Annotated in this window: 16 protein-coding genes; 7 read left to right on the top strand and 9 right to left on the bottom strand. The window is 71.8% G+C overall.

Annotated features, from left to right (window positions below; genetic code table 11):
- From ACFVFH_RS27205 to ACFVFH_RS27185, 5 genes are all read left to right on the top strand, one after another.
- On the top strand, positions 1-2,010 hold the full coding sequence (locus ACFVFH_RS27205) for a heparinase (protein ID WP_383773282.1): 2,010 nt from the start codon (positions 1-3) through the stop codon (positions 2,008-2,010).
- A gap of 238 nt (positions 2,011-2,248) precedes the next feature.
- Positions 2,249-3,493 carry an ABC transporter substrate-binding protein gene (locus ACFVFH_RS27200; protein WP_383773280.1) on the top strand — a complete coding sequence of 415 codons (1,245 nt, stop codon included), beginning with the start codon at positions 2,249-2,251 and terminating at the stop codon, positions 3,491-3,493.
- Complete coding sequence (locus ACFVFH_RS27195; RefSeq protein ID WP_383773278.1) at positions 3,472-4,395, top strand: carbohydrate ABC transporter permease; 924 nt, start codon at positions 3,472-3,474, stop codon at positions 4,393-4,395. The genes ACFVFH_RS27200 and ACFVFH_RS27195 overlap by 22 nt, the downstream gene beginning before the upstream one ends.
- 10 nt (positions 4,396-4,405) lie before the next feature.
- Complete coding sequence (locus tag ACFVFH_RS27190) at positions 4,406-5,317, top strand: carbohydrate ABC transporter permease (protein WP_383773276.1); 912 nt, start codon at positions 4,406-4,408, stop codon at positions 5,315-5,317.
- Positions 5,318-5,460: 143 nt separating this feature from the next.
- On the top strand, positions 5,461-7,380 hold the full coding sequence (locus tag ACFVFH_RS27185; RefSeq protein WP_383773274.1) for a right-handed parallel beta-helix repeat-containing protein: 1,920 nt from the start codon (positions 5,461-5,463) through the stop codon (positions 7,378-7,380).
- Positions 7,381-7,443: 63 nt separating this feature from the next.
- Here the strand turns inward: ACFVFH_RS27185 and ACFVFH_RS27180 are convergent, their stop codons facing one another.
- Entirely contained in the window at positions 7,444-8,238 is a 795-nt protein-coding gene (locus tag ACFVFH_RS27180) for an FCD domain-containing protein (protein WP_383773272.1), read from the bottom strand.
- A 322-nt stretch (positions 8,239-8,560) separates the two neighbouring features.
- Positions 8,561-9,385 (bottom strand): amidohydrolase family protein, encoded by an 825-nt coding sequence (locus ACFVFH_RS27175; RefSeq protein WP_383773270.1) that lies wholly within the window; start codon positions 9,383-9,385, stop codon positions 8,561-8,563.
- Positions 9,386-9,518: 133 nt separating this feature from the next.
- On the opposite strand from ACFVFH_RS27175, the gene ACFVFH_RS27170 reads away from it, so the two are divergent.
- Positions 9,519-11,441 carry a hypothetical protein gene (locus tag ACFVFH_RS27170; protein ID WP_383773268.1) on the top strand — a complete coding sequence of 641 codons (1,923 nt, stop codon included), beginning with the start codon at positions 9,519-9,521 and terminating at the stop codon, positions 11,439-11,441.
- Positions 11,438-12,382: an aldo/keto reductase gene (locus ACFVFH_RS27165; protein ID WP_383773266.1), complete on the top strand. Its 945-nt coding sequence runs from the start codon at positions 11,438-11,440 to the stop codon at positions 12,380-12,382. Before ACFVFH_RS27170 ends, ACFVFH_RS27165 begins: the two co-directional genes overlap by 4 nt.
- Positions 12,383-12,515: 133 nt before the next feature.
- Here ACFVFH_RS27165 and ACFVFH_RS27160 read toward each other — a convergent pair whose 3' ends face one another.
- The 7 genes from ACFVFH_RS27160 to ACFVFH_RS27130 are packed head-to-tail and all read right to left on the bottom strand — an operon-like array spanning position 12,516 to position 19,576.
- Positions 12,516-13,766: an NADase-type glycan-binding domain-containing protein gene (locus ACFVFH_RS27160; RefSeq protein ID WP_383773265.1), complete on the bottom strand. Its 1,251-nt coding sequence runs from the start codon at positions 13,764-13,766 to the stop codon at positions 12,516-12,518.
- A 4-nt stretch (positions 13,767-13,770) separates the two neighbouring features.
- Positions 13,771-14,334 carry a phage tail protein I gene (locus ACFVFH_RS27155; RefSeq protein WP_383773263.1) on the bottom strand — a complete coding sequence of 188 codons (564 nt, stop codon included), beginning with the start codon at positions 14,332-14,334 and terminating at the stop codon, positions 13,771-13,773.
- Positions 14,331-16,292 carry a putative baseplate assembly protein gene (locus tag ACFVFH_RS27150; RefSeq protein ID WP_383773261.1) on the bottom strand — a complete coding sequence of 654 codons (1,962 nt, stop codon included), beginning with the start codon at positions 16,290-16,292 and terminating at the stop codon, positions 14,331-14,333. Before ACFVFH_RS27150 ends, ACFVFH_RS27155 begins: the two co-directional genes overlap by 4 nt.
- Positions 16,292-16,717, bottom strand: a complete 426-nt coding sequence (locus ACFVFH_RS27145) for a GPW/gp25 family protein (RefSeq protein WP_383773259.1) — start codon at positions 16,715-16,717, stop codon at positions 16,292-16,294. The genes ACFVFH_RS27150 and ACFVFH_RS27145 overlap by 1 nt, the downstream gene beginning before the upstream one ends.
- Positions 16,714-17,031 carry a PAAR domain-containing protein gene (locus tag ACFVFH_RS27140; RefSeq protein WP_093544223.1) on the bottom strand — a complete coding sequence of 106 codons (318 nt, stop codon included), beginning with the start codon at positions 17,029-17,031 and terminating at the stop codon, positions 16,714-16,716. The genes ACFVFH_RS27145 and ACFVFH_RS27140 overlap by 4 nt, the downstream gene beginning before the upstream one ends.
- Before the next feature lie 59 nt (positions 17,032-17,090).
- A complete protein-coding gene (locus ACFVFH_RS27135) occupies positions 17,091-18,857 on the bottom strand; it encodes a VgrG-related protein (RefSeq protein ID WP_383773257.1) in 1,767 nt (588 codons plus the stop codon).
- Positions 18,854-19,576 (bottom strand): LysM peptidoglycan-binding domain-containing protein, encoded by a 723-nt coding sequence (locus tag ACFVFH_RS27130; RefSeq protein ID WP_383773255.1) that lies wholly within the window; start codon positions 19,574-19,576, stop codon positions 18,854-18,856. The genes ACFVFH_RS27135 and ACFVFH_RS27130 overlap by 4 nt, the downstream gene beginning before the upstream one ends.
- Between the last annotated feature and the right edge of the window lie 14 nt (positions 19,577-19,590).

The raw sequence follows: 19,590 nt of genomic DNA, 5'->3' as shown, positions 1-19,590 counted from the left end.
GTGACGCGGCCGTTGGGCGAGCGTCTCGCCGCCGTGCTGGGCCCGGACGGCGACGACGGGCGTCTCGCCGCGGCGCCGGGCCCGGACGGCGGCCGGGAACCGGGGCCATCGGCGGCAGGTCCCGCCGCGCGGACCGGGGTGCCCGACGTCACCTGCCGCGCCGTCTGGGACGCGGTCCCGGGGCCGGTGCGGGAGCAGCTGCTGACGGACGCGGCCGAGGAGCTGGGCCGTCCGGCGCCCCGTCTGCTCGCCGGTGCGTGGGCCCGTGCCTTCCGGGACGGGGACCGCGGCGCGTACGAGGACGCGGCATGGGGCCTCCAGGAGCGGGTGTCCCTGCTGTCCCTGGCAGCCGTCCTCACCGGTGAGTCGGCAGGGGCGGCGGAACCCCCCGGGGCCTGCCCCCATCTGGACGCCGCGATCGACGGGCTGGTGGCGTTCGCCGAGGCCAGCACCTGGTGCTGGGCGCCGCACGAGCGGTTCGCCGCGGAGCGCGGCGACCTCGTGCCCGATCCGGACGAACCCTTCCTCGACCTGGGCGCGGCCGAGGCCGCCTCGCTGTTCGCCTGGGCGGACCGTGCCCTGGGGCCTCGTCTCGACCGCCGGATGCCGGGGCTCCGGCGGCGGCTGCGCCGCGAGGTGGAACAGCGGGTGCTGCTGCCGTTCGAGCGCCGCCGGGACTGGCGCTGGATCGGCGCCGACGGCGGCGCCAACAACTGGAACCCCTGGATCCATGGTGCCGTCCTCGCCTCCGCGCTGCTGCTCTGCGAGGACGGTGCCCGGCGCGCCCGCCTCGTCCGGCTGGTCGTGGAGGGGCTCGACCACTATGTGGACACGCTCCCCGACGACGGCGGGATCGACGAGGGCATCGCCTACTGGTGGGTGGGGGCCTGCCGACTGCTGGAGATCCTGGACCTGCTGGCCGACGTCGGCGGACCCGCGCTCGACGCCCGCGGAACGGCTCTCTTCGGCGCGCTGCTCCGGTATCCGCAGCGCATGCACCTCGGCGCCGACTGGTACGTGAACGTGGGCGACGCACCCGCCAGGCTCGCCGCCGACCAGCCCTGGCAGGTGCCGTTCCGCTGGGGTGTGCGGCTGGGGCAGCCGGAGACGGTGGCGCACGCCCTGGCGGGCGCCCGGCGGCAGCACAGCGCCGCACCGCCGCGCGCCGGTCTGGGGCGGGCGCTCACCGCCCTGGCAGACGAGCGGTGGTGCCGGGCGGTGACGGCGGACGGACCGGACGGCGCCGCGCCCTGGCTGGCCGGCGCTTCGTGGCTGCCGCGCCTGGAGATCCTGGTGGCCCGCGAGACGGCGGGAACCACCGACGGCCTGGCCGTAGCGGTGAAGGCGGGCCACAACGGCGAGCACCACAACCACCTGGACGTCGGCACGTACTGGGTGGCGGCGAACGGAGAGCCCCTGGTGGTGGACGTCGGACGGCCCACGTACACCGCGCGGACCTTCGGCCCGGACCGCTACACCGACTGGCCGTTCCGGAGCGACTGGCACAACGTGCCCGACCCCGGGGCCGCCCAGCGGCCGGGCTCCGCCCACCGGGCCCGGGACGTGCGGGTCGAACTCACCGCCGCGGCGGCCGGGATGACCGCGGAGCTCGGCGGCGCCTATCCCCCCGGCACGCTCACCCGCTGGGACCGTACGGTGCGCCTGGTCCGGTCCGGCGGGTCCGGGCCGCCGCGGGTGGACGTCGAGGAGCGGTGGGAGGGGTGCGCCCGGGAGGTTGCTCTGCACCATGTCCTGGCCGGAGAGGTCGAGCACGGGGAGGGCTGGGCCACCGTCACCTCCCCCGGCGGCAACGGCCTGGTGATGCGCTGGGACCCCCGCGCCGCGGTCGCCTCCGTCGTCCGCAGGGAGCTCGACGACCCCGTCCTGAGGGCGAGTTGGGGGGACCGTCTCACCCGGCTCACGCTCACCGTCCGCTCCCCCGCTGCTCAAGGCCGGTTGACCGTGCGGTGGTTGCTCTCCTCAGGCTCCGACCGGATCCCGGAGAACTGAAAGTCAGAGGTTTGCGGCAGCACTCTTGAACAAGCGGGGTGCCGCACCTAGCATCAGCAATCGATAGACGATAGTCACCGAGGTGAGGGCACCGCCCCGCCTCCGCCGCATCGCACCACCCCCCGCCGGACGGTCTCCACCCATGACCGCCCGCGACCTCCCACCGCTGCCCCACCGGGAACTCCGCGGCCGAACAGCAGCTATCGATTATTCACGACTACGCAATGGAGCGTGTCCCATGAGAACAATGTGGCGCCGTACCTGCGGGCTCGCCGTGGCTCCCCTGGTGATGGCATCGGCCGTCGCCTGCGGTGGCGGGTCCGACCAGGCCGCGGAGGGCACGACCCTCCGCGTCATCGTGAACATCACGCCGAACCTGACGGAGAAGTACTGGAACGACCTCTTCGCCGGGTACGAGAAGGACCATCCCGGAGTGAAGGTCGCGCTCGAACTGACCGGCACGATCTCGGCCGACGCCAAGCTGAGACAGGACCTGGCCGCGGGCGATCCGCCGGACGTCGCCCAGCAGATCACGCCGACGGCCGACACCGCCTCGCTCTTCGCCGATCTGTCCGACCAGCCCTGGACCGCCAAGACCCCCCTGGCCGACCAGTACGCCATCGACGGCAAGCACTACGTGGTCGGTGTGGGCGAACAGATCCAGTCGCTCGTCTTCTACAACAAGGCCGCCTTCGAGAAGGCGGGGCTCGATGCCACGAAGATCCGGACGATGGATCAGTTCACGTCCGCCATGGGTGATCTGAAGGACGCGGGCTACAAACCGCTGCAGACCGCCGGCCAGTGGGTCACCGGATCCCAGTTCACGATGATGGCGGACGCCGGGGTGCTCACCGCCGAGCCCAAGTGGACGGTCGAGCGCAAGGCCGGCAAGGTCTCCTTCGCCGAGAGCGGCTACCTGCCCTACCTGGAGCACTACAAGAGCTGGATCGACAAGGGCTACCTCGACAAGAGCGCCCTCGGGCTGACCTACGCGGACGGCCAGACGGCCTTCCTGAACGGCAAGTCCGCGATGTACGTCATGGGTTCGTACTTCGTGCCCGCCGCGGACGCCGCGAAGAAGAGCGACGACATCGGCGTCTTCACCATGCCGACCGACGGCTCCTACCCGTCCGGCCAGTTCGGCAACATCTCGAACCCGTATGTGGTGGTCGGCAAGTCGCGCCACCGGGCCGAGGCGATCGAGTTCGTGAAGTGGGCGACCACCGACCCGGAGGCCATCAAGAGCCAGCTCGCCTCCGACGGCAATCTGCGCGAGGGCTTCACCTACCCGATGTCCAGCCTCGGCTCGTCCGTCCAGAAGGTCCTGGACAAGGCGCCCTCGGTGATCGTGAAGTCCGGTGAGAGCCAGCCGATCGCCGGGTTCAGCGACGAGCTCAACAAGCAGGTCCAGTCCCTGTACACGGGCTCGTCCCCCGCGGACGCCGCCGACGGATTGGACAAGTGGTGGAACTCGCAGGGCTGAACGCGGGGGCCGGGCAGCGCCGCCGGGCGCGGCTGAAGGAATCGGCCGTCTCCCTCGGGATGATCGGCCCGGCCGTCCTGCTCTACACGGTGATGACCGTCGTGCCCGTGGGGGTCGCGGTCTATCTCAGCCTGACGGACTGGGACGGCTTCTCCACCGCCGTCTTCATCGGACTCGACAACTACAAGCACCTGTTCGACGACCCGAGTTCGTCGGACGCCTGGTACGTGACGGCCCTCATCGCCGTGTCCGGCACCGTCCTCATGGTGGGCCTGGGGCTCGTGTACGCGCTCGCCCTCAAGGGTCGCTCGCGCACGAACTCCTTCTTCCGGGCCGTCGCCTACTTCCCGCACGTCATCAGCGCTCTGATCCTCGGCTATCTGTGGGCGGCGATCCTCGGCACCAACGGCGCGATCAACAACACCCTCGCCAAGTTCGGGATCGAGCCGCTCGGGTTCCTCTTCGACGAGCGGTTCGCACTGATCTCGCTGATCGGCGTGATCGTGTGGGCGGGATTCGGCTTCAACGTCGTCCTGTTCGTGGCCGCGTTGCAGACGGTGCCCGCCGAACTGCTGGAGGCCGCCGCGATCGACGGGGCCTCCAGGCGCCAGATCAACCTGCGGATCGTGATCCCCATGATCGCGCCCGTGGTGACCGTGGCGACGGTACTGAACCTGGTCGGGCTCATCCGGGCGTACGACATCGTGGTCAGCCTCACCGGCGGCGGTCCGGCCGGTTCGACGCAGACGTTCACGTACCTCATTCTCGCCCGTTCCTTCGAGGGCACCAAGGTCGGGTACGCGACCGCGCAGGCGGTGTTCCTGATGGTGGTGTCCGCCGCGCTCGCCCTCCTCGTGACGGCGCTGCGCAACCGTCAAGACCAAGCCGCGACAGGTCAGTGAGGAGCCGGTGGTGACCGTACTAGAGGCAGAGGTCCGCGAGAAGCCGAAGGCCGTGCCGGCCGAGGCGGACGGGACGGGGAACGCGGAGCGCGAGGAGGCCCGTTCGCCCGTGCGGTGGGCGCTGCTCGGTGTCCTCCTCGTCGTGATGATCGTGCCGGTCTATCTGCTCGTGGTGAACGCCTTCAAGTCGCAGCAGGACATTCTCGACAACCCGTTCTCGATCCCGCTGGGCGGGCTGACCTTCGAGCACATGTCGGCCGCGATCCACAGCCCGCAGTTCAACGTCATCGGCGGCTACGGCTTCACGCTGTTCCTCGTCGTGCTCGTGGACGTGCTGTGCATCCTGCTCGCGGGCCCCGCCGCGTACGCGATCGCGCGCAGCCTCAAGCGGCGTACGCAGCTGGTGCTGCTGTACTTCCTGGCGGGCACGTTCATCCCGGGGGCGGCGGTGATCATCCCGGTGATCTACGTGCTGCGCGAGATCGGCCTGGCCAACACCGTGACCGGTCTGGTGGCGCACGACGTGGCGTCCACCCTGCCGGTGAGCATCTTCCTGTTCGTCGGCTTCATCCGCACCGTCCCGGTGGACATCGACCACGCGGCGACGATCGACGGCGCGGGCCGGTTCCGGACGTTCTGGTCCATCATCTTCCCGCTGATGCGCCCCGCGGTCGTCACGGTGCTGATCCTCAACTCGATCGGGATCTGGAACGACTTCGTCTCCCCACAGATCCTGCTCAGCCCGTCCTCCGGGCACTACACGGTCACGACGGCGATCTACGCCGGCATCAGCCAGTACTCGACCGACCTGACGAAGGTGTTCCCCAACCTTCTGCTCGCCATCGCGCCCGTCGTCATCTTCTTCATCTACATGCAGCGCCACATCATCAGCGGTCTCACCGTCGGCGCCGTCAAGGGATGAGCCACGAAGGGACGACCGGGCCCGCCGTTCCCCGTCCGAGCAAGAGCCGAGAGAAGAGAGAGGACTACGGAGTGCTGAGGAGAAGGAGTCCACGGTCCCGCGGAGGACAGTGGTCCGCAGCCGCCCTGCTCGCGTCCCTGGCCATGGTGGCGGCCGGCCACCCCGCCGCCGCCCATCCGGTCGGGCCCCGAGCGGGACACACCTACTACGTCGCCGTGTCCGGCCAGGACACCGCCTCCGGCACGAGCGCCGGCACCCCGTTCCGGCACATCCAGAAGTGCGCCGATGTGATGGTGCCGGGCGACACCTGCCTGGTGCTGTCCGGCACGTACGAGGAGACGGTCGTGCCGGCCCGTTCCGGCACGGCCGCGCTGCCGATCACCTATCGCGCCGCCCCGGGTGCGAAGGTCACGGTGAGCGGTGCCTCGAAGGTCGGCGGCTTCGAACCGGTCACCGCCGCCGACGTCACCGAGATCGCCGGCACCGACCCGTTCGCCGCGGACTCGCAGTTCAGCGACGCGGTGGCGGCCGGGCACGTCTACCGCACGGACGTCGACCTGGGCACCGACGTGACCACCGTGCAGGTGTTCACCGACAAGAAGATGGGCATCGAGGCCCAGTGGCCCTACCCCGGCCTCGACCTGCTCGACCCCTCGCTCCAGTACGCCGGTGAGGGCAGCGCGGACGCCACCGTCGCCGATGCGGACCTGACCCGCCCGGCGGGGTACTGGGACGGCGCGCGTGCCCTCACCGGCTACTGGTACGTCTCGGCCACCACCAAGGTGAAGAGTTCCGCCGTCGGTTCGGTGACGCTGGAGACCGCACCGCCGTGCGTCCACAAGGTCGTGCCCGGGGAGACCCGGTACGCGCTCTCCGGGAAGATCGGTGAACTCGCGCATCCCGGCGAGTGGTTCTACGACCCGGCCGCCAAGCGCCTGTACGTGTACTCCACCGACGATCCCGGCGCCCACACCGTCGAGGCCAAGCGCCGCACCCTGGGCTTCGACCTGGCGGACACCAGCCACACCACGGTCGCGGGCATCGGCCTGTTCGCCACCACGATCAGGACCGGAGCCACCAGCACCGGCGTCACCCTGGACGGCGTCAAGGGCCAGTACCTGTCGCACTACACCGACATCACGCAGGGCGCGACGGACTGCGGCAGCACGGTGACACGGGGCGTCGGCGACAGCGGCATCATCCTGGACGGCACCCACAACAAGATCGTCAACAGCGATCTGTCGCTCAGCGCGGGGAACGGGATCGCCCTGCGCGGACAGAACAACACCGCCACGGACAACGTCATCCACGACGTCGACTACATGGGCACCTACGCGGCGGGCATCGCCGTGCAGGGCAACAGCCAGACGGTCACGCACAACACGATCTCCCGGGTCGGCCGCAGCGGCATCAACCTCCAGTGGAACGAGGTGGCCGGTCTCGCCCCGGGCAAGGACCTGATCGCGTACAACGACATCTCCGGGTACGCCCGGCTGAGCCTGGACGTCGCCGCGATCTACACCTGCTGCAGCGCGTGGATGATGGGCACGTCCATCGACCACAACGTACTCCACGACCCGGCGCCGACCACGACGTCCAGCACCTTCGGGATCTCCGGGGTCTACGCGGACAACGGACAGAGCGACCTCGTGATCGCGAACAACGTGGGCTGGGGCAACCGGGAGGGCACGGTGATGCTCAACGGTCTGGGCACCGGTTCGCACGACAACGGCGTCTACAACAACACCGGTGGGATGACGCTGTTCTACGTGAAGGAGGCGGGGCAGTCGACCGGCACCAGGATCTACAACAACGTCGGCACGATCCGGGGCCTGGACGGAGCCACCGACGGCGGGCTCGTTCTCTCCAACAACCTGCCCTCGGACGTCGATCCGCTGTTCGTCGACGCCGCCGGCCGCGACTACCGGCTGACCGCCGGATCCCCGGCCCGCAACCAGGCGATCGCGCTTCCGGGGATCAATGACGGTTCCACGGATGCCACGCCCAGCCTGGGCGCCTATCAGTACGGGGCACCCAAGTGGACCGCGGGCGCCCGCCGGTAGACCGCGCGCCGCATGAGTGAGGGGCCCGGTCCGGACGTCCGGACCGGGCCCCTCGCCCATGGATCAGTTCGGCTTCGCCGCCGTCTTCCGGGGCGCCGCCTTCTTCGCCGCGGTCTTCCGGGGCACCGTCTTCTTCGCCGCGGTCTTCTCGCGGGGCTTCTTCGTCTGCCGTGCGTCCGGCACCGGCCCCCGCCCGGCCGCGTGGTCCGCGAACGCCTCGGCCGCCCTGCCGGGGTCCCCGGCCCGCAGCAGACCGACCAGACGGCCGTGCTCGTCGGCCATCGCGCACCAGTCACCGTCGAAGAGCGGGTCGGAGATGGCCCGCAGGGTCCGTAGGCTCGGCTCGATGACCTCCCACATCCGGGCCAGGAAGGGGTTGCCCGCGAACTGGCTCACCAGGGTGTGGAACCCTATGTCGGCGTCCCGGAAGCCACTGACGTCGTTCGCGGCGACCGCCTCGTGCATCCGCTCGACCAGGGCGTCGAGCTCGGCGAGCTGCTCCTCGGTGATGTGCTCGGCGGCGAGCCGTGCGGCGAGGCCCTCCAGCGGTTCGCGCACCTGGCGGGCGTACTCCGCGTCCTTGGAGGAGATCTCGACGACGAAGTGCCCGCGGCGCGGCACATGCGTGAGCAGGCCCTCACGGGCCAGCCGCTTGACCGCCTCGCGCACCGGGGCCTGGCTCACACCGAGCCGCCGCGCGATCTCCGATTCGACCACCCGGTCGTTCGGCGCGAGGTCGCCCTCGACGACGGCCTGGCGGAGCAGTTCGTACACCTGATCCGAGATCAGGGTCTTGCGGAACCGGTCCTTGTTGGTGGCCAGTGTGGAGACGAATCCACCCGACGCATGAGATGCCATGAATTCCCAATCCTGCACTGGGGCACGTCAGTTGCGACATAGTACGCACCCATCTTCTCCCGGTGGGATCTCACCGGGGTTTTCGACCGCCTGGCGGTCCATTCCCTCGGGACGGCCTCATGGGACCCGGGGGCCGTCCGGCCCGGGGCGGGGCGGGCGCCGCCTCCGCCACGCGTCCTGGGGCGGGTCGGGATGTGCCATGGGCTTCTCCGCGGAGGTCGGGGCCCGCCCCGGCGAGGCTGAGCCGGTCACTTTTCATCGCCTATCGATCATCGAGGGAATCGAATCAGGGGCGTTCGAGCACTGTCAACCACGCCTCCGGTCAGCGGTCGAGTCCGTACACACGGACCGCGGTCCCGTGCCGTACGCGTTCGCGCTGGTCGTCCGCCAGATGGTCCAGCCCGAGCTGGGACATCGCGAGCGACGCGGCCCGTGAGCCGCGGGGCAGGCAGATCGGCCAGTCGGAGCCGACGAGGCAGCGGTCGGGGCCGAGCGTGTCCACGACGTGACGCACCATGTGCGCGATGCGCCGGGGCGGCACCCCGTGCTGCTGGGTGAGCAGCCCGGAGAGCTTCACCACCACGTCCGGGCTCGCGGCGACCCGCTCGACCTCGCGGTACCACTCCACCGCGGCCGGTGCGCGCAGGTTCGGGGGGTTGCCCAGGTGGTCGACGACGACGGTCAGCCCGGGGTGGCGCGCCGCGGCCCGCGCCGCCTGTGTCAACGCCTCCCGGTACAGGTTGAGTTCGAGCACCAGGCCCGTTTCCGCCAGCACCGGCAGGAGCGCACGGGCCGACTCGGGGGTGTCCGTCCACGAGGTGCCGCCGAGCCGCATCCCGTTGGGGCGCAGGTCGCCCAGCTCGTGCAGGAGGCCGCGGAACGGGCCGGGCCCGCCCGTGCCGTGGACATGCAGGTTGGCCACGTATCCGACAGCCAGGTCCGGGCGTCGCAGCCGTATGTCGCGCAGGGCGAGGGTCTCTCCGGTGTCGCCCCGCGCCGCCTCGACCAGCACGGCCCCGGTCACGTCCAGGCCGGCGCCCGAGCGTTCCAGGTCGTGCTCGCCGAAGGCGTGATGGTGCTCGCTCTCCGGCCGGATCCAGGGGAATCCCTCGGCCGGATCCCACAGGTGGACATGGCAGTCGATCACGGTGCGCCTCCTTCTCGGGGCTCGCGGGGCCGCTCCGGAGTATTGACACGTCGGCTCCCCGCCAGTGAGTCTAACCATCGGCTATCGATGGGCGATTGTTCAATCCGTACGTGACAAGGGGCAGGTGTTCTCGATGCTCAGGCCTGAGCGGACCGGCGGCACGCACACAGTGGGCGAGGCGCACGGACCTCTGCTCACCGCGACTCGGCGCGTCACCGACATTCCCACATGGGCACATCTGGAAAGGGAGTTGTTCGCCGCGCAGGACAAGGCGTGGCGGCTGTTCGCCGACCGTTACACCGAGGGAGACGGCCGCCTCGTCTTCCGCGACGCGCTGGGGCGGGGGCTGGACGGCCGGGACGGCGTGGACGACTTCTACGAGCCGTTCTTCAACTGGCCGACGCTCTATCTGCTGGGCGGCAGCGCGGAGTTGCTGACCGCCGCGCGGCGGCACTGGCGCGGGGTCACCGCGCAGCTCACCGAGATGGGCATGCTCGTCGACGGTCTGGAGCGCGGCTACGACTGGTTCCACCAGGGCGAGGGCCTGCTGCTCTTCTACGGGCTGTGTCTCGCCGACCCCGACGACCCGGAGCTGCGCGAACTCGCGTGCCGTTTCGCCGACTTCTACCTTCCGGGCGGCCCGAACTACGACCCCGTGCACCGGGTGCTACGTGCCCCGCACAACGGTGCGGCGGGGCCGCGATTCGGGTTCAGCGACGAGGAGGCGTACTTCCCGTGGAGCCTGGCCCTGCGCCCCTACGGTCTGCCGCTGGACGGGTTCGAGGGCGTCACCTCCTTCGACGCCCTGGCCGACTCGCCCGAGCGCGCCCGCGCGTACGGCCGCGCGATGTGGGAGCGGATGGGCCGCGGTGACACCATCGCGAACCTGGGCGCCACCGGGCTGGCCACCCATGCCTTCCTGCTCAGCGGGGAGCAGCGTTACGCGGACTGGGTGGCCGAGTACGTCGGTGTGTGGCGCGAGCGGCTGGCGGGCCGCGACGTCGTGCCGGACAACGCGGGCCTGGACGGCAAGGTGGGCCAGTACCTGGACGGCCGCTGGTACGGCGGCCACTACGGCTGGTCGTGGCCGCACGGCCTGTCCCCCGTCGGCAGCGCCACCGTCGTCGGCGCGGCCAACGCGACGCTCCTCACCGGGGACCGGGGCTTCCTCGATCTCGCCCGCAACCCCCTCGACACGGTGCTGCGCCACGCCGAACAGCGTTCCGCCGACCACATGGGCACCCTCGGCGAGCGCTGGGAACCGCATCTGCGCGCGATGACGGCCGGGCGCACCCTCATGGTGCCCCAGCGGCACAACGACTCCGGCTGGTTCGACTTCACCGTCATGCCGGGCCAGCTCCCGCTCTCGCTCTGGCACTTCAGCCGCGAGGAGGCCGACCGGGAGCGGATCGAACGGCTGCGTGCCGGGTCCCGCTGGGACTGGAGCGCCGTGCACACCCAGCGCATCAAGGACGAGGCCGGGCACGAGGAGCCCTGGTACGAATTCCTGCACGGGCGCAATCCGCGGTTCCCCGAGCGGATGCTCCGCAGTGCCCTCGCGAGCTGCGCCGAGCGGGTGGCGGCGATCGAAGGCGACACCGTCGACCCGGCCGTCGGACCCGACGCCCTGGACATCCACCACTGGCAGCATCTCAACCCCGTGGTGACCGAGGCCCTGTTGCAGCTGACCACCGGCTCCCCGCAGGTCCTCTACAACGGCGGCCTCGTCCATCTGCATGTGCGCTACTACGACGCGGACGCCCGCCGTCCCGGCCTGCCCGAGGACGTCGCCGCGCTCGTCTCCGACATCCGCCCGGACCACACGGTGGTGGACCTGGTCAACCTCGGCGCCGCGGCGCACTCCCTGCTGGTGCAGGCGGGTTCCTTCGCCGAACACCGCGTCGCCACCGTCCGCGTGGACGACGGTCCCGAACTGCCGGTCGACGGACCGCACTGCCGCGTCGCCCTCCCCGGGAACTCGCGGATCCGGCTGACCCTGACCATGACGCTGCGCGCGAACCGCGCGGCCTGCACCTCTCCGTGGGAGACGGCATGACCGACAGCGCCGCGACCGGACGGCTGCCCTTCGCCCTGCCCCGTCTGGGCATCGGCACCGCCCCGCTGGGCGGGCTCTTCGAGCCGGTCGGCGAGGAGGAGGCCGCCGCGACCCTCAAGGCCGCCACCGAGGCCGGGATCACGTACTTCGACACCGCTCCCCGCTACGGCCACGGCCTCGCCGAACAGCGCCTGGGGCGTCTGCTCGCCCCGGCCGGGAACACCTCCCCGGTCATCTCCACGAAGACCGGCTGGCTGCTGCGCCCCCGGCCGGACGGTTCCCCGGGAGAGGTGATCACCGACTGGACCGAGCGCGGCATCCGCGAGTCCCTGGAGGCGAGCCTGACCCGCCTGGGACGCAGCAGCGTCGACATCCTGTATCTGCACGACCCGGACGACTACCCGGACGAGATCCGCCGCACGGCCTATCCGGCGGTGCGCCGGCTGCGCGAGGAGGGACTGGTCCGCGCGATCGGGTTCGGCATGAACCACAGCGGCCCGCTCGCCTCGTACGTATCGGAGTTCGAGGTGGACGTGGTGCTGATCGCGGGCCGTCTCTCGCTCCTCGACCACGAGGCGCTGACCACCCTGCTGCCGGTGTGCGCCAGGACGGGCACCGCGGTGGTCGTCGGCGGTGTCTTCAACACGGGTCTGCTGGCCGACCCGTCCCCCGGCGCCATGTTCAACTACCGTCCGGTGCCCGCCCGGACGCTGGAACGGGCACGGCGGTGCCGGGCCCTGTGCGAGGAGTACGCCGTGCCGCTCCCCGCGGCGGCGATCCAGTTCCCGCTGCTGCACCCGGCCGTCGACTCGGTGGTCCTCGGCTGCCGTTCGGCGGCCGAGGTGACGGCGAACGCGGCGGCCGCCCGCTTCCCGGTCCCGGACGAACTGTGGCGGCGGCTGGCTGAGGCCGGGTTCGTGCCGGAGCAACTGCTGGGATGAGCGTGCCGATGCGGCCACGGGGGGCTGCATCGGCACGGCCCGGCCCGTCGTCGGGCGGGCCGGGCAGGCCGTGGCGGCGCTGCCCGGTCCGCTCCCCGGACCGGTGACGGCCGTTCGCGGGCCGCGTCCGCTCTCAGGTGCGCTTGAAGAACTCGACCTCGCCGACGGCGATCGGCCGCCCCTCGCCCTGGCCGGCGGCGGCCTCCAGCACCAGCCGGACGGAGACGACGTCGCTGATGCCGGTCCGCACGGTCTGCTTCCCCGGCTTGTCGGTGAGCGTCACCGTCTTCTCCTCGACGTCACCGTTCTCCTTGGTGATGATCAACTCGGCCCGGGTGGGCCTGGCGGCACGGTGGAACTCCTCGGGCTCCGTCGACACACCCGTGTACACCACGACGCCGACCAGCCGGAACGGCTGGCTGAAGGTGCACGTCAGGGACGAGCCGAGCGCGGGGGCTCCCCAGTACTTGTTGGTCAGTCCGTCGATCGCGTCGGACCCCGGATGGCCGGGGGTGTGGGCGCTCGCGGTGGCCCCGGAGGGGCTGACCTCCGCCGTTCCGCCGAGCTTGTCCCGCACGTCCTCGAAGACGTAGCGCCCGGCCGGGACGAGCAGGAAGCCCGCGAACAGCAGCCCGACGACCGCCAGCGCCAGCAGGATCCGCCGCAGCGCCCGGCCCGATCCGCTCCGCACCCTCCGGCGGAACGGCCACACCGTGCGCCACCACGGCAGCGGCGCGGGCTGCTCCCTGGGCTGCAACGGCGCCGCGCAGCGGCGGCAGAACCGGCGCCCCGGCAGGTTCGGGGTGCCGCAGGCGGGGCACGGCGGGCCGTCCGGCTCCTCGTCCGCCGTCACGGGCCGCACGACGGGCCGCCGGGCGACCGGCTTGGCCGGCTGCACCGCGCCCACGGGCTCCTCCGGCGCCGGTGGCTCCGGCCGGGCGGGGGCGGGCCGCACCGGCGGTTCCGGGCGTACGGGGGCGGGCTGCGCGGGTGCCTGGGCGGGCGTCGCGGGAACCGCGGGCGGCGGTGCGGCGGGCTCCGGGACGTCGGCCCGCACCGGTTCGGCCGAGGGCTCGCCGGGCGGGGCGGAGGGCAGCGCGGCCGACGGGGCGGACGGTGGAGCTCCGGTGGCCGGGACGGCTCCGGTCTCCGCAGGAGTCCCGGCCACGGGTTCGGCCGGAGCGCCGGACGCGGTCCCGGCCACCGGCTCCGCCGGTCCGGCGGAGGCCGGTTCGGTGGAGGCCGGTTCGGCGGGGGCGGGAGGTTCGGTGGCGGCGGGGGCGTTCCGCGGTGCCCGGGAGGACCAGCCCAGATAGGAACCGCAGTTCCCGCAGAATTCGTCGTCCTCTCGGTTGGCCGTACCGCACGCCGGACACGAGCGCATCGTGTCAGCCTCCTGTCTCGTCTGGCGGGCCCGGCAGGATCTCCACCCGGCACGTGAGGTGTACGGGGCACGAGGCCGCGACGACGTCCCGGACGCGGCCCGCGTCCACCGTTCCGCCGTGCAACGCCCAGACGCGCACCAGCAGTTCCCCGGTCGGCGGCGGGGGCAGCGGTGCGCCGGGCTCGGACGACCAGGTGGCGCCGCCGCCGTCCTGGATGTCGGCCTGCACCCCGAAGCAGAGCCGGAGGTGTTCGACCAGGCCGCGCCGGGTGCCGCGCCACCGGTGCAGTTCGACGGCGCGGGCGATCACGGCCCGTCGCAGCTCCGCGGGCCACGCGGGATCGGCGTCGGCCGCCACCCAGGACGACAGCCAGGGCAGGAAGTCGGCCGGGGTCAGCGCCGGATCGAAGTACGCGGGGAGGTTGTCCAGGGTGGACAGGACGGGCGCCAGGACGGTGTCGAGGCCCGCCGTGAACCGCTGGGCCAGATCGTCGTCCGCGTAGAGCGCGGGCAGCAGTTCGCCGATGGGGTAGCGGCTGGCGAGCCCGGGTACCGAGGCTCTGGTCATGCGCCGTCCCCCGGCACGCTCGCGACGACCTCGACCTGGTGCTGGTGCGAGAAGACCAGGGCGCCCGGGGCGACATCGATCCGCTGCACCGCCGCCCCGCGCCGGCCGGTGATCGGGTCCGCGGGGAACATCCGTACCTCCTCCACGAGGGACACCCCCGCCACGCCCTGGAGCACGGCGAAGATCTCGCCGTACTGGACGGGCCTGCCGAACGGCCACCCGGTCCCCTCCGCGCCGCCCCGCAGCGGGTCGATGTGGCGGAACAGCGCCTCGACCGCCGCCGCGCGGACCCGGTCCACGTCGCCCCCGGCCGTCATCAGCCGGGCGACCACGGTGACGCCCTGGTACGCGGGTGGTTCCACCACCAGCCGGGTGCCGACCAGGCGCCGTTCGTCGAGCCGTGCCGTGACCGTCGAGAGCACGGAGTCCGACGGGATCAGCTGCTCGAAGCGGAGCTGTCCGCCCGCGTCGGCGACCGCGTCGGGCACCACCAGCACCCGTACCGCGCCGCCCTCGCCCGCGACGGCGGGCAGGCACCGCACCCGGCGCAGGGACGGCGCGGCCTCACGGGCGATGGCCTCGTGGTCCGCCGCAGTGACCGCCCGTTCCTGCACCCGCAGGATGTTGGGCGCCCGGACCTTCGCGTTCTCCACGGTCTCGCCGTCGACCCCGCCGCGGGCCGCCTCGCGGTTCTCCACGCCCGCCACGTACGGCACCGAGCTGCGCAGCACGCAGATGGCGCCCCGGGCGACGTTCCCGGCCGCGCCGCCGCCCGTGCGGTAGCGGGGCACCCTCAGCTGTGCGCCCTTCTCGGGGACCGCTCCGTACGCGCGCATCGTGCCGTCCGGTTCGCGTACCTCCGGCGGGAAGGCGAACTCGCCGGACACGGCGTCGATCCGCACATGCCGGTCGTGCGGCCCGGAGGCGCCGAAGTGTTCCACCGGGGTCCAGACCTCCCAGCCCTCCGCGGAGGACACCTGGACGACCGGCGGCTCGCCGTCCAGCAGCAGCGGCACCCTGTTCACGGAGAACCGCTGCCCGGCGACTCCCCCGGAGGTGCCGAGCGGGACGTCGATGACGGTCTCCGCGTGTTCGACGTCCATCGTGCCGCCGACGGTGAACACCTCCGCCTCCCGGATCGTCGGGGACTCGGAGTAGAACGGCTGGCCGGGTTCGGGCGCGGTGACCCGGCAGCGCAGCCAGCCCGCCCGGGTCCCCGCGGTCACCGACGCGGTGTGCCCGGCCGGAACGAAGACGATCACCTCGCCGGGCCTGTTCAGTCCGCCGGTGCTGTCGGTGCCGGTCTGGCAGGTCACCCAGCGGGCCCCGTCCCACGCCTCCCACACCAGCGGCGGCTGCCGCGGGTCGACGCCCACGCCCTCCACCCGGCTGTCCAGGCGTACGGCGACGATGCACCGGGGCACGGCGGTGGGCAGCCCGAACAGCAGGGCGTCACCGGGCTCGGGCCGCGGCTGGAAGCAGGGGATGTCCTTGCCCGCGCCGAGCGGTGCGGTGCGGTCCGTCTGGTCGCCGGACACCGGGGCGGTGACCAGGCGCACCAGTGAGCTGGGCACGATCGACAGGTCGTCGGAGGTGGAGAAGACCACCGCCTCCTCCGACTCACCGCGTGAGGTGGCGACTTCGGTGCCCGCCGGGAGCCGCACGGTCTCCGGCTGCGGCGCCGACAGCCAGAAGTCGACCTCGGCCCGCGCCACCGTCGGCGGGAACAGGGTGACGCCGAGCAGGTCGAGGAAGGCGGCGTAGTTCTTGTCCGGCACCCGGTTGAGCCGGTACAGCAGCTGGTCGACCATGTACGCGAACGTCTCGATGAGGGTGACCCCGGGGTCCGACACGTTGTGGTCGGTCCACTCGGGGGCGCGCTGCTGGACGTACCGCTTGGCCTCGTCGACGAGTTGCTGGAAGCGCCGGTCGTCCAGGTTGGGCGAAGGCAGGGCCATCAGCGCGCTCCCGATTCTTCGGATCCCTCGGAGGACGGGATGGTGTAGAAGGGGAAGACGAGGTTGCGCAGGTCGTTCGTGGCCCGCACGGTGTAGTGCACGTCGATGTACAGGGTGCCCTCCTCGATGGAATCGAACGCGATCACCACGTCGGTCACCTCGATCCGCGGCTCCCACCGCTCCAGCGAGGTGCGTACCTCGTGCGCGATGCGCCCGGCGGTGGCGCCGTCACCGGGTGCGAAGACGTAGTCGTGGATGCCGCAGCCGAACTCCGGGCGCATCGGCCTCTCGCCGGGCGCCGTGCCGAGCACCAGCCCGATCGCCTCCTCGATCTCCCGGTCCCGCTCGACCATGCCGATGCCGCCGGTGGCGCCGACCCGCAGCGGGAAGCCCCAGCCGCGTCCGATGAATCCGCTGCCGCTCACATCGGGCCTCCGATCAGCACGTTCAGCGCACCGCTGATGATGGGTGCGCCGCAGGAGGTGTTGTCCCGCATCCGGGCGGCGGGCAGCCCGCCGATCAGGACCTGTCCGGTGACCATGGCGGCCGGGTTGGGCATGATCACGTTGCCCGGCCCGAGTGCGGCGTGCGGGGGGACGACGCACACGTGCAGGCTCCCGGTGACGGCCGCGGGCCGGCCGCCGATCAGCACGGTGGCGACGGCCACCGCGCCCGGGGGCGGGGTGCCGATGAGGCCGCCGTGGGCGGTGCTGTCGCCCGTACGGGCTGCGGGGGGCATGACCGGGGTTCTCCTTGCTGGGGAAGGGACTTCTGAGGAATGGGATGGAGCGCGGACCGTCAGTTGATCTTGATGAGCCTGGCCTTGAGCACCCCGAGCAGTCCGCCGTCGATGGTGACGCCCGTCTTGCCGTTGACCGTCACCGAGCTGCCCTTGATGTTCACATCGCCCGTTCCGGCGTCGAGGGTGATCCCGGACGCGGAGAGCTTCACGGAGCTCAGTGCCCGGCTGCCGCCGGGGGCGTACACCGTCAGCACGATCTCGTCGCGGCGCTCGTCCAGGGTGACTTCGAGCCGTTTGTCGCCGGTGGCCAGCCGGACGCCGGAGGGGCCGCGCGGGGCGTCCAGCAGCTCCAGCCGGTTGCCCGAACGGGACACCAGGGAACGGCGGTTGACCTTGCCACTGGTCGGGTCGACCAGCGGGACCGCGTGGGGCGAGGGCTTGTCCACGCCGTTGTAGAGGCCGCCCAGCACATAGGGGCTGTCCAGGAGCCCCTGCTCGAACCCGACCAGCACCTCGTCGTTGACCTCGGGGCTGAACACCCCGCCGCCGCCCTGACCGCCCCACTGCACCGTGCGGACCCAGTCGGTCACATAGGTGTCGTCGAGCCACGGGAACTTCAGCCGGACCCAGCCGCGTTCGGCCTTTCCCTCGCGGATGTCGGTGACCACGCCGATCGCCAGCCCCGGCATGCGCGGGCCGCGCGAGGGGGCGTTCGAGCCACTGGTGAGTCCCGCCAGCGAGCGGTCGGGCGCCGCGCTGACCAGCACGGTCGTACGGTAGCCGCCGTTCGGTTCGAGTACGTGGTGCGCGGCGGTCGCCGTGTAGCGCCCGGCGAAGGCCGGACCCACGTTGCCGAGGGCGACCGGCTCGCCCGCCCGCAACTGCGGATTGCCCTCGGCCACGGCTTCGATCTCACCGAATCCCGAACTCACCGAGGCGGCCACCGAACCGGCCACGGCGGTGGCCTCGGCCTGGGTCCGGTACGGGGTGTCCGTCACCGTCATCCGGGCGTTCGCGCCGAATGCCCCGGCTACCAGCGACGGGCTCATCCCGGGGGACACGGTGTCGCTGCGGATGGACTGTTCGCGGGCCACCAGCCGGGACTTGGTGTCGACGTTCCAGCCGCGCACCTCGACGCTGTCCGCCCCGTCGGCGCCGGTCAGCACGGCCCGCAGGGCCAGCAGATTGCGCCCGTACTCCAGGACCATCGGATGCCGGGTGGCGGGGGTGGTGGGAGAGGGCGCCGAGGCGGCCGGCTTCGGCTTCACGAACTGCAACAGGCCCTTGTCGTCCACCCGCACCTGCGCGCCGCTCTCGCCCGCGAGGTACTGGAGGAACTCCCAGTCCGAGACGTTGGGCTGGGTCAGCTGCTTGTACGTGATGGGCGCCGCCTCGATCTTCCCGCAGGCCAGCCCCGCGCCCGCGGCGACCTTGCGGACGATGTCCGCGGTCTTCATATTGCGGTAGGCCACCACTTTCCGGCCGCGCTGGAGCCGGTGGGCCTTGGAGAAGGCGCGGACCACCGTGAACGAACCGGTGGTGTCGCTGTCCAGCTCGACCGCCGTGACCTCACCGGTGAACAGCCGCTCGCGCACCCGCTCCTGCACCGTGACCACGGATATCTTCAACGGGGTGCCGATGGTGAGTCCGGTGGCGGTGAGCAGCTTGTGATCGGGGTCCCGGTACATCAGCACGGCGGTGTCCGGCAGGCCGACGTTCTCGTCCACCACGCAGCTGACCAGCTGGGCCGCCCAGGCGGGAGGCAGTTCACCGGGGGCCTCGACGATCGGGTCCGCCGCGAAGGAGCGGCCGGCGGCGGTCATCGGCTGCCCTCCGGGGCGTGATCTTCCAGTCCGGGCACGACCAGTTCCGTGCCGGGGATCAGCTGCATGGGGTCGTCCACGTCGTTGGCCTCCGCGATGGTGCGCCAGGCGGTGGCGTCGCCGTACTCCCGCCACGCCAGCAGCGGCAGGCTGTCACCGGCGACGACGCGGTGGGTACGGCGTGCCTCCCGCGAGCCGGACGTGGGGTTCTGCCCGGCCGGGTCGACGCTCGCCTCCTCGATCGACAGGGAGCAGGTGGCGCGCAGCGGCTTCCCGTCGACGTCGAACAGGGTGTACGAGACGGAGAGGTTGGAGAGCACACCGTCGAACGAGGTGGTCTTCGACGTGCCCCAGTCGAAGCGGACCCAGGGGCTGGCGGGCGTCTTGCGGGCCAGGCTGCTCGGGGTGGGCACACACGCCGTCATCAGCTGCTCCACCGCCCTCTCCACCGAATTGTCATGGGTGGCGGTGGCGTCCAGGAAGACCTCCAGGGACAGCGAACGGGGTCCGCTGCCCACGAATTCGGGCAGTGCGGACTGCCCGGCCATCCGGGACGGCGTACGCCGCCACACGGTGCTCTTGCTCAGCGACAGCTTGGCGGGGTTGAACTGCAACGTGAGCCGGGCCAGGTTCCCGCCCGGTTTGGCACCGACGGTCGACGGCGGTTCCATGATGGTCAGCTGGGCGCGAGCACGGCTCGTGCGGACAGCGGGTGACATTGCGCTCCTCCTTC

Source organism: Streptomyces sp. NPDC057697 (assembly GCF_042799335.1).
GTDB lineage: Bacteria > Actinomycetota > Actinomycetes > Streptomycetales > Streptomycetaceae > Streptomyces.
Note: the sequence above shows the minus strand (reverse complement) of the source record. Positions and strands in the feature narration are given on the sequence as shown.

Excerpts from the sequence above, each read along its gene's own strand:
- ACFVFH_RS27180 (WP_383773272.1), bottom strand. The coding sequence starts at position 8,238 with ATGGCATCTCATGCGTCGGGTGGATTCGTCTCCACACTGGCCACCAAC.
- ACFVFH_RS27160 (WP_383773265.1), bottom strand. The coding sequence starts at position 13,766 with ATGCGCTCGTGTCCGGCGTGCGGTACGGCCAACCGAGAGGACGACGAA.
- ACFVFH_RS27150 (WP_383773261.1), bottom strand. The coding sequence starts at position 16,292 with ATGGCCCTGCCTTCGCCCAACCTGGACGACCGGCGCTTCCAGCAACTC.
- ACFVFH_RS27185 (WP_383773274.1), top strand. The coding sequence starts at position 5,461 with ATGGTGGCGGCCGGCCACCCCGCCGCCGCCCATCCGGTCGGGCCCCGA.
- ACFVFH_RS27170 (WP_383773268.1), top strand. The coding sequence starts at position 9,519 with ATGCTCAGGCCTGAGCGGACCGGCGGCACGCACACAGTGGGCGAGGCG.
- ACFVFH_RS27155 (WP_383773263.1), bottom strand. The coding sequence starts at position 14,334 with ATGACCAGAGCCTCGGTACCCGGGCTCGCCAGCCGCTACCCCATCGGC.
- ACFVFH_RS27130 (WP_383773255.1), bottom strand. The coding sequence starts at position 19,576 with ATGTCACCCGCTGTCCGCACGAGCCGTGCTCGCGCCCAGCTGACCATC.
- ACFVFH_RS27140 (WP_093544223.1), bottom strand. The coding sequence starts at position 17,031 with ATGCCCCCCGCAGCCCGTACGGGCGACAGCACCGCCCACGGCGGCCTC.
- ACFVFH_RS27200 (WP_383773280.1), top strand. The coding sequence starts at position 2,249 with ATGAGAACAATGTGGCGCCGTACCTGCGGGCTCGCCGTGGCTCCCCTG.
- ACFVFH_RS27165 (WP_383773266.1), top strand. The coding sequence starts at position 11,438 with ATGACCGACAGCGCCGCGACCGGACGGCTGCCCTTCGCCCTGCCCCGT.
- ACFVFH_RS27135 (WP_383773257.1), bottom strand. The coding sequence starts at position 18,857 with ATGACCGCCGCCGGCCGCTCCTTCGCGGCGGACCCGATCGTCGAGGCC.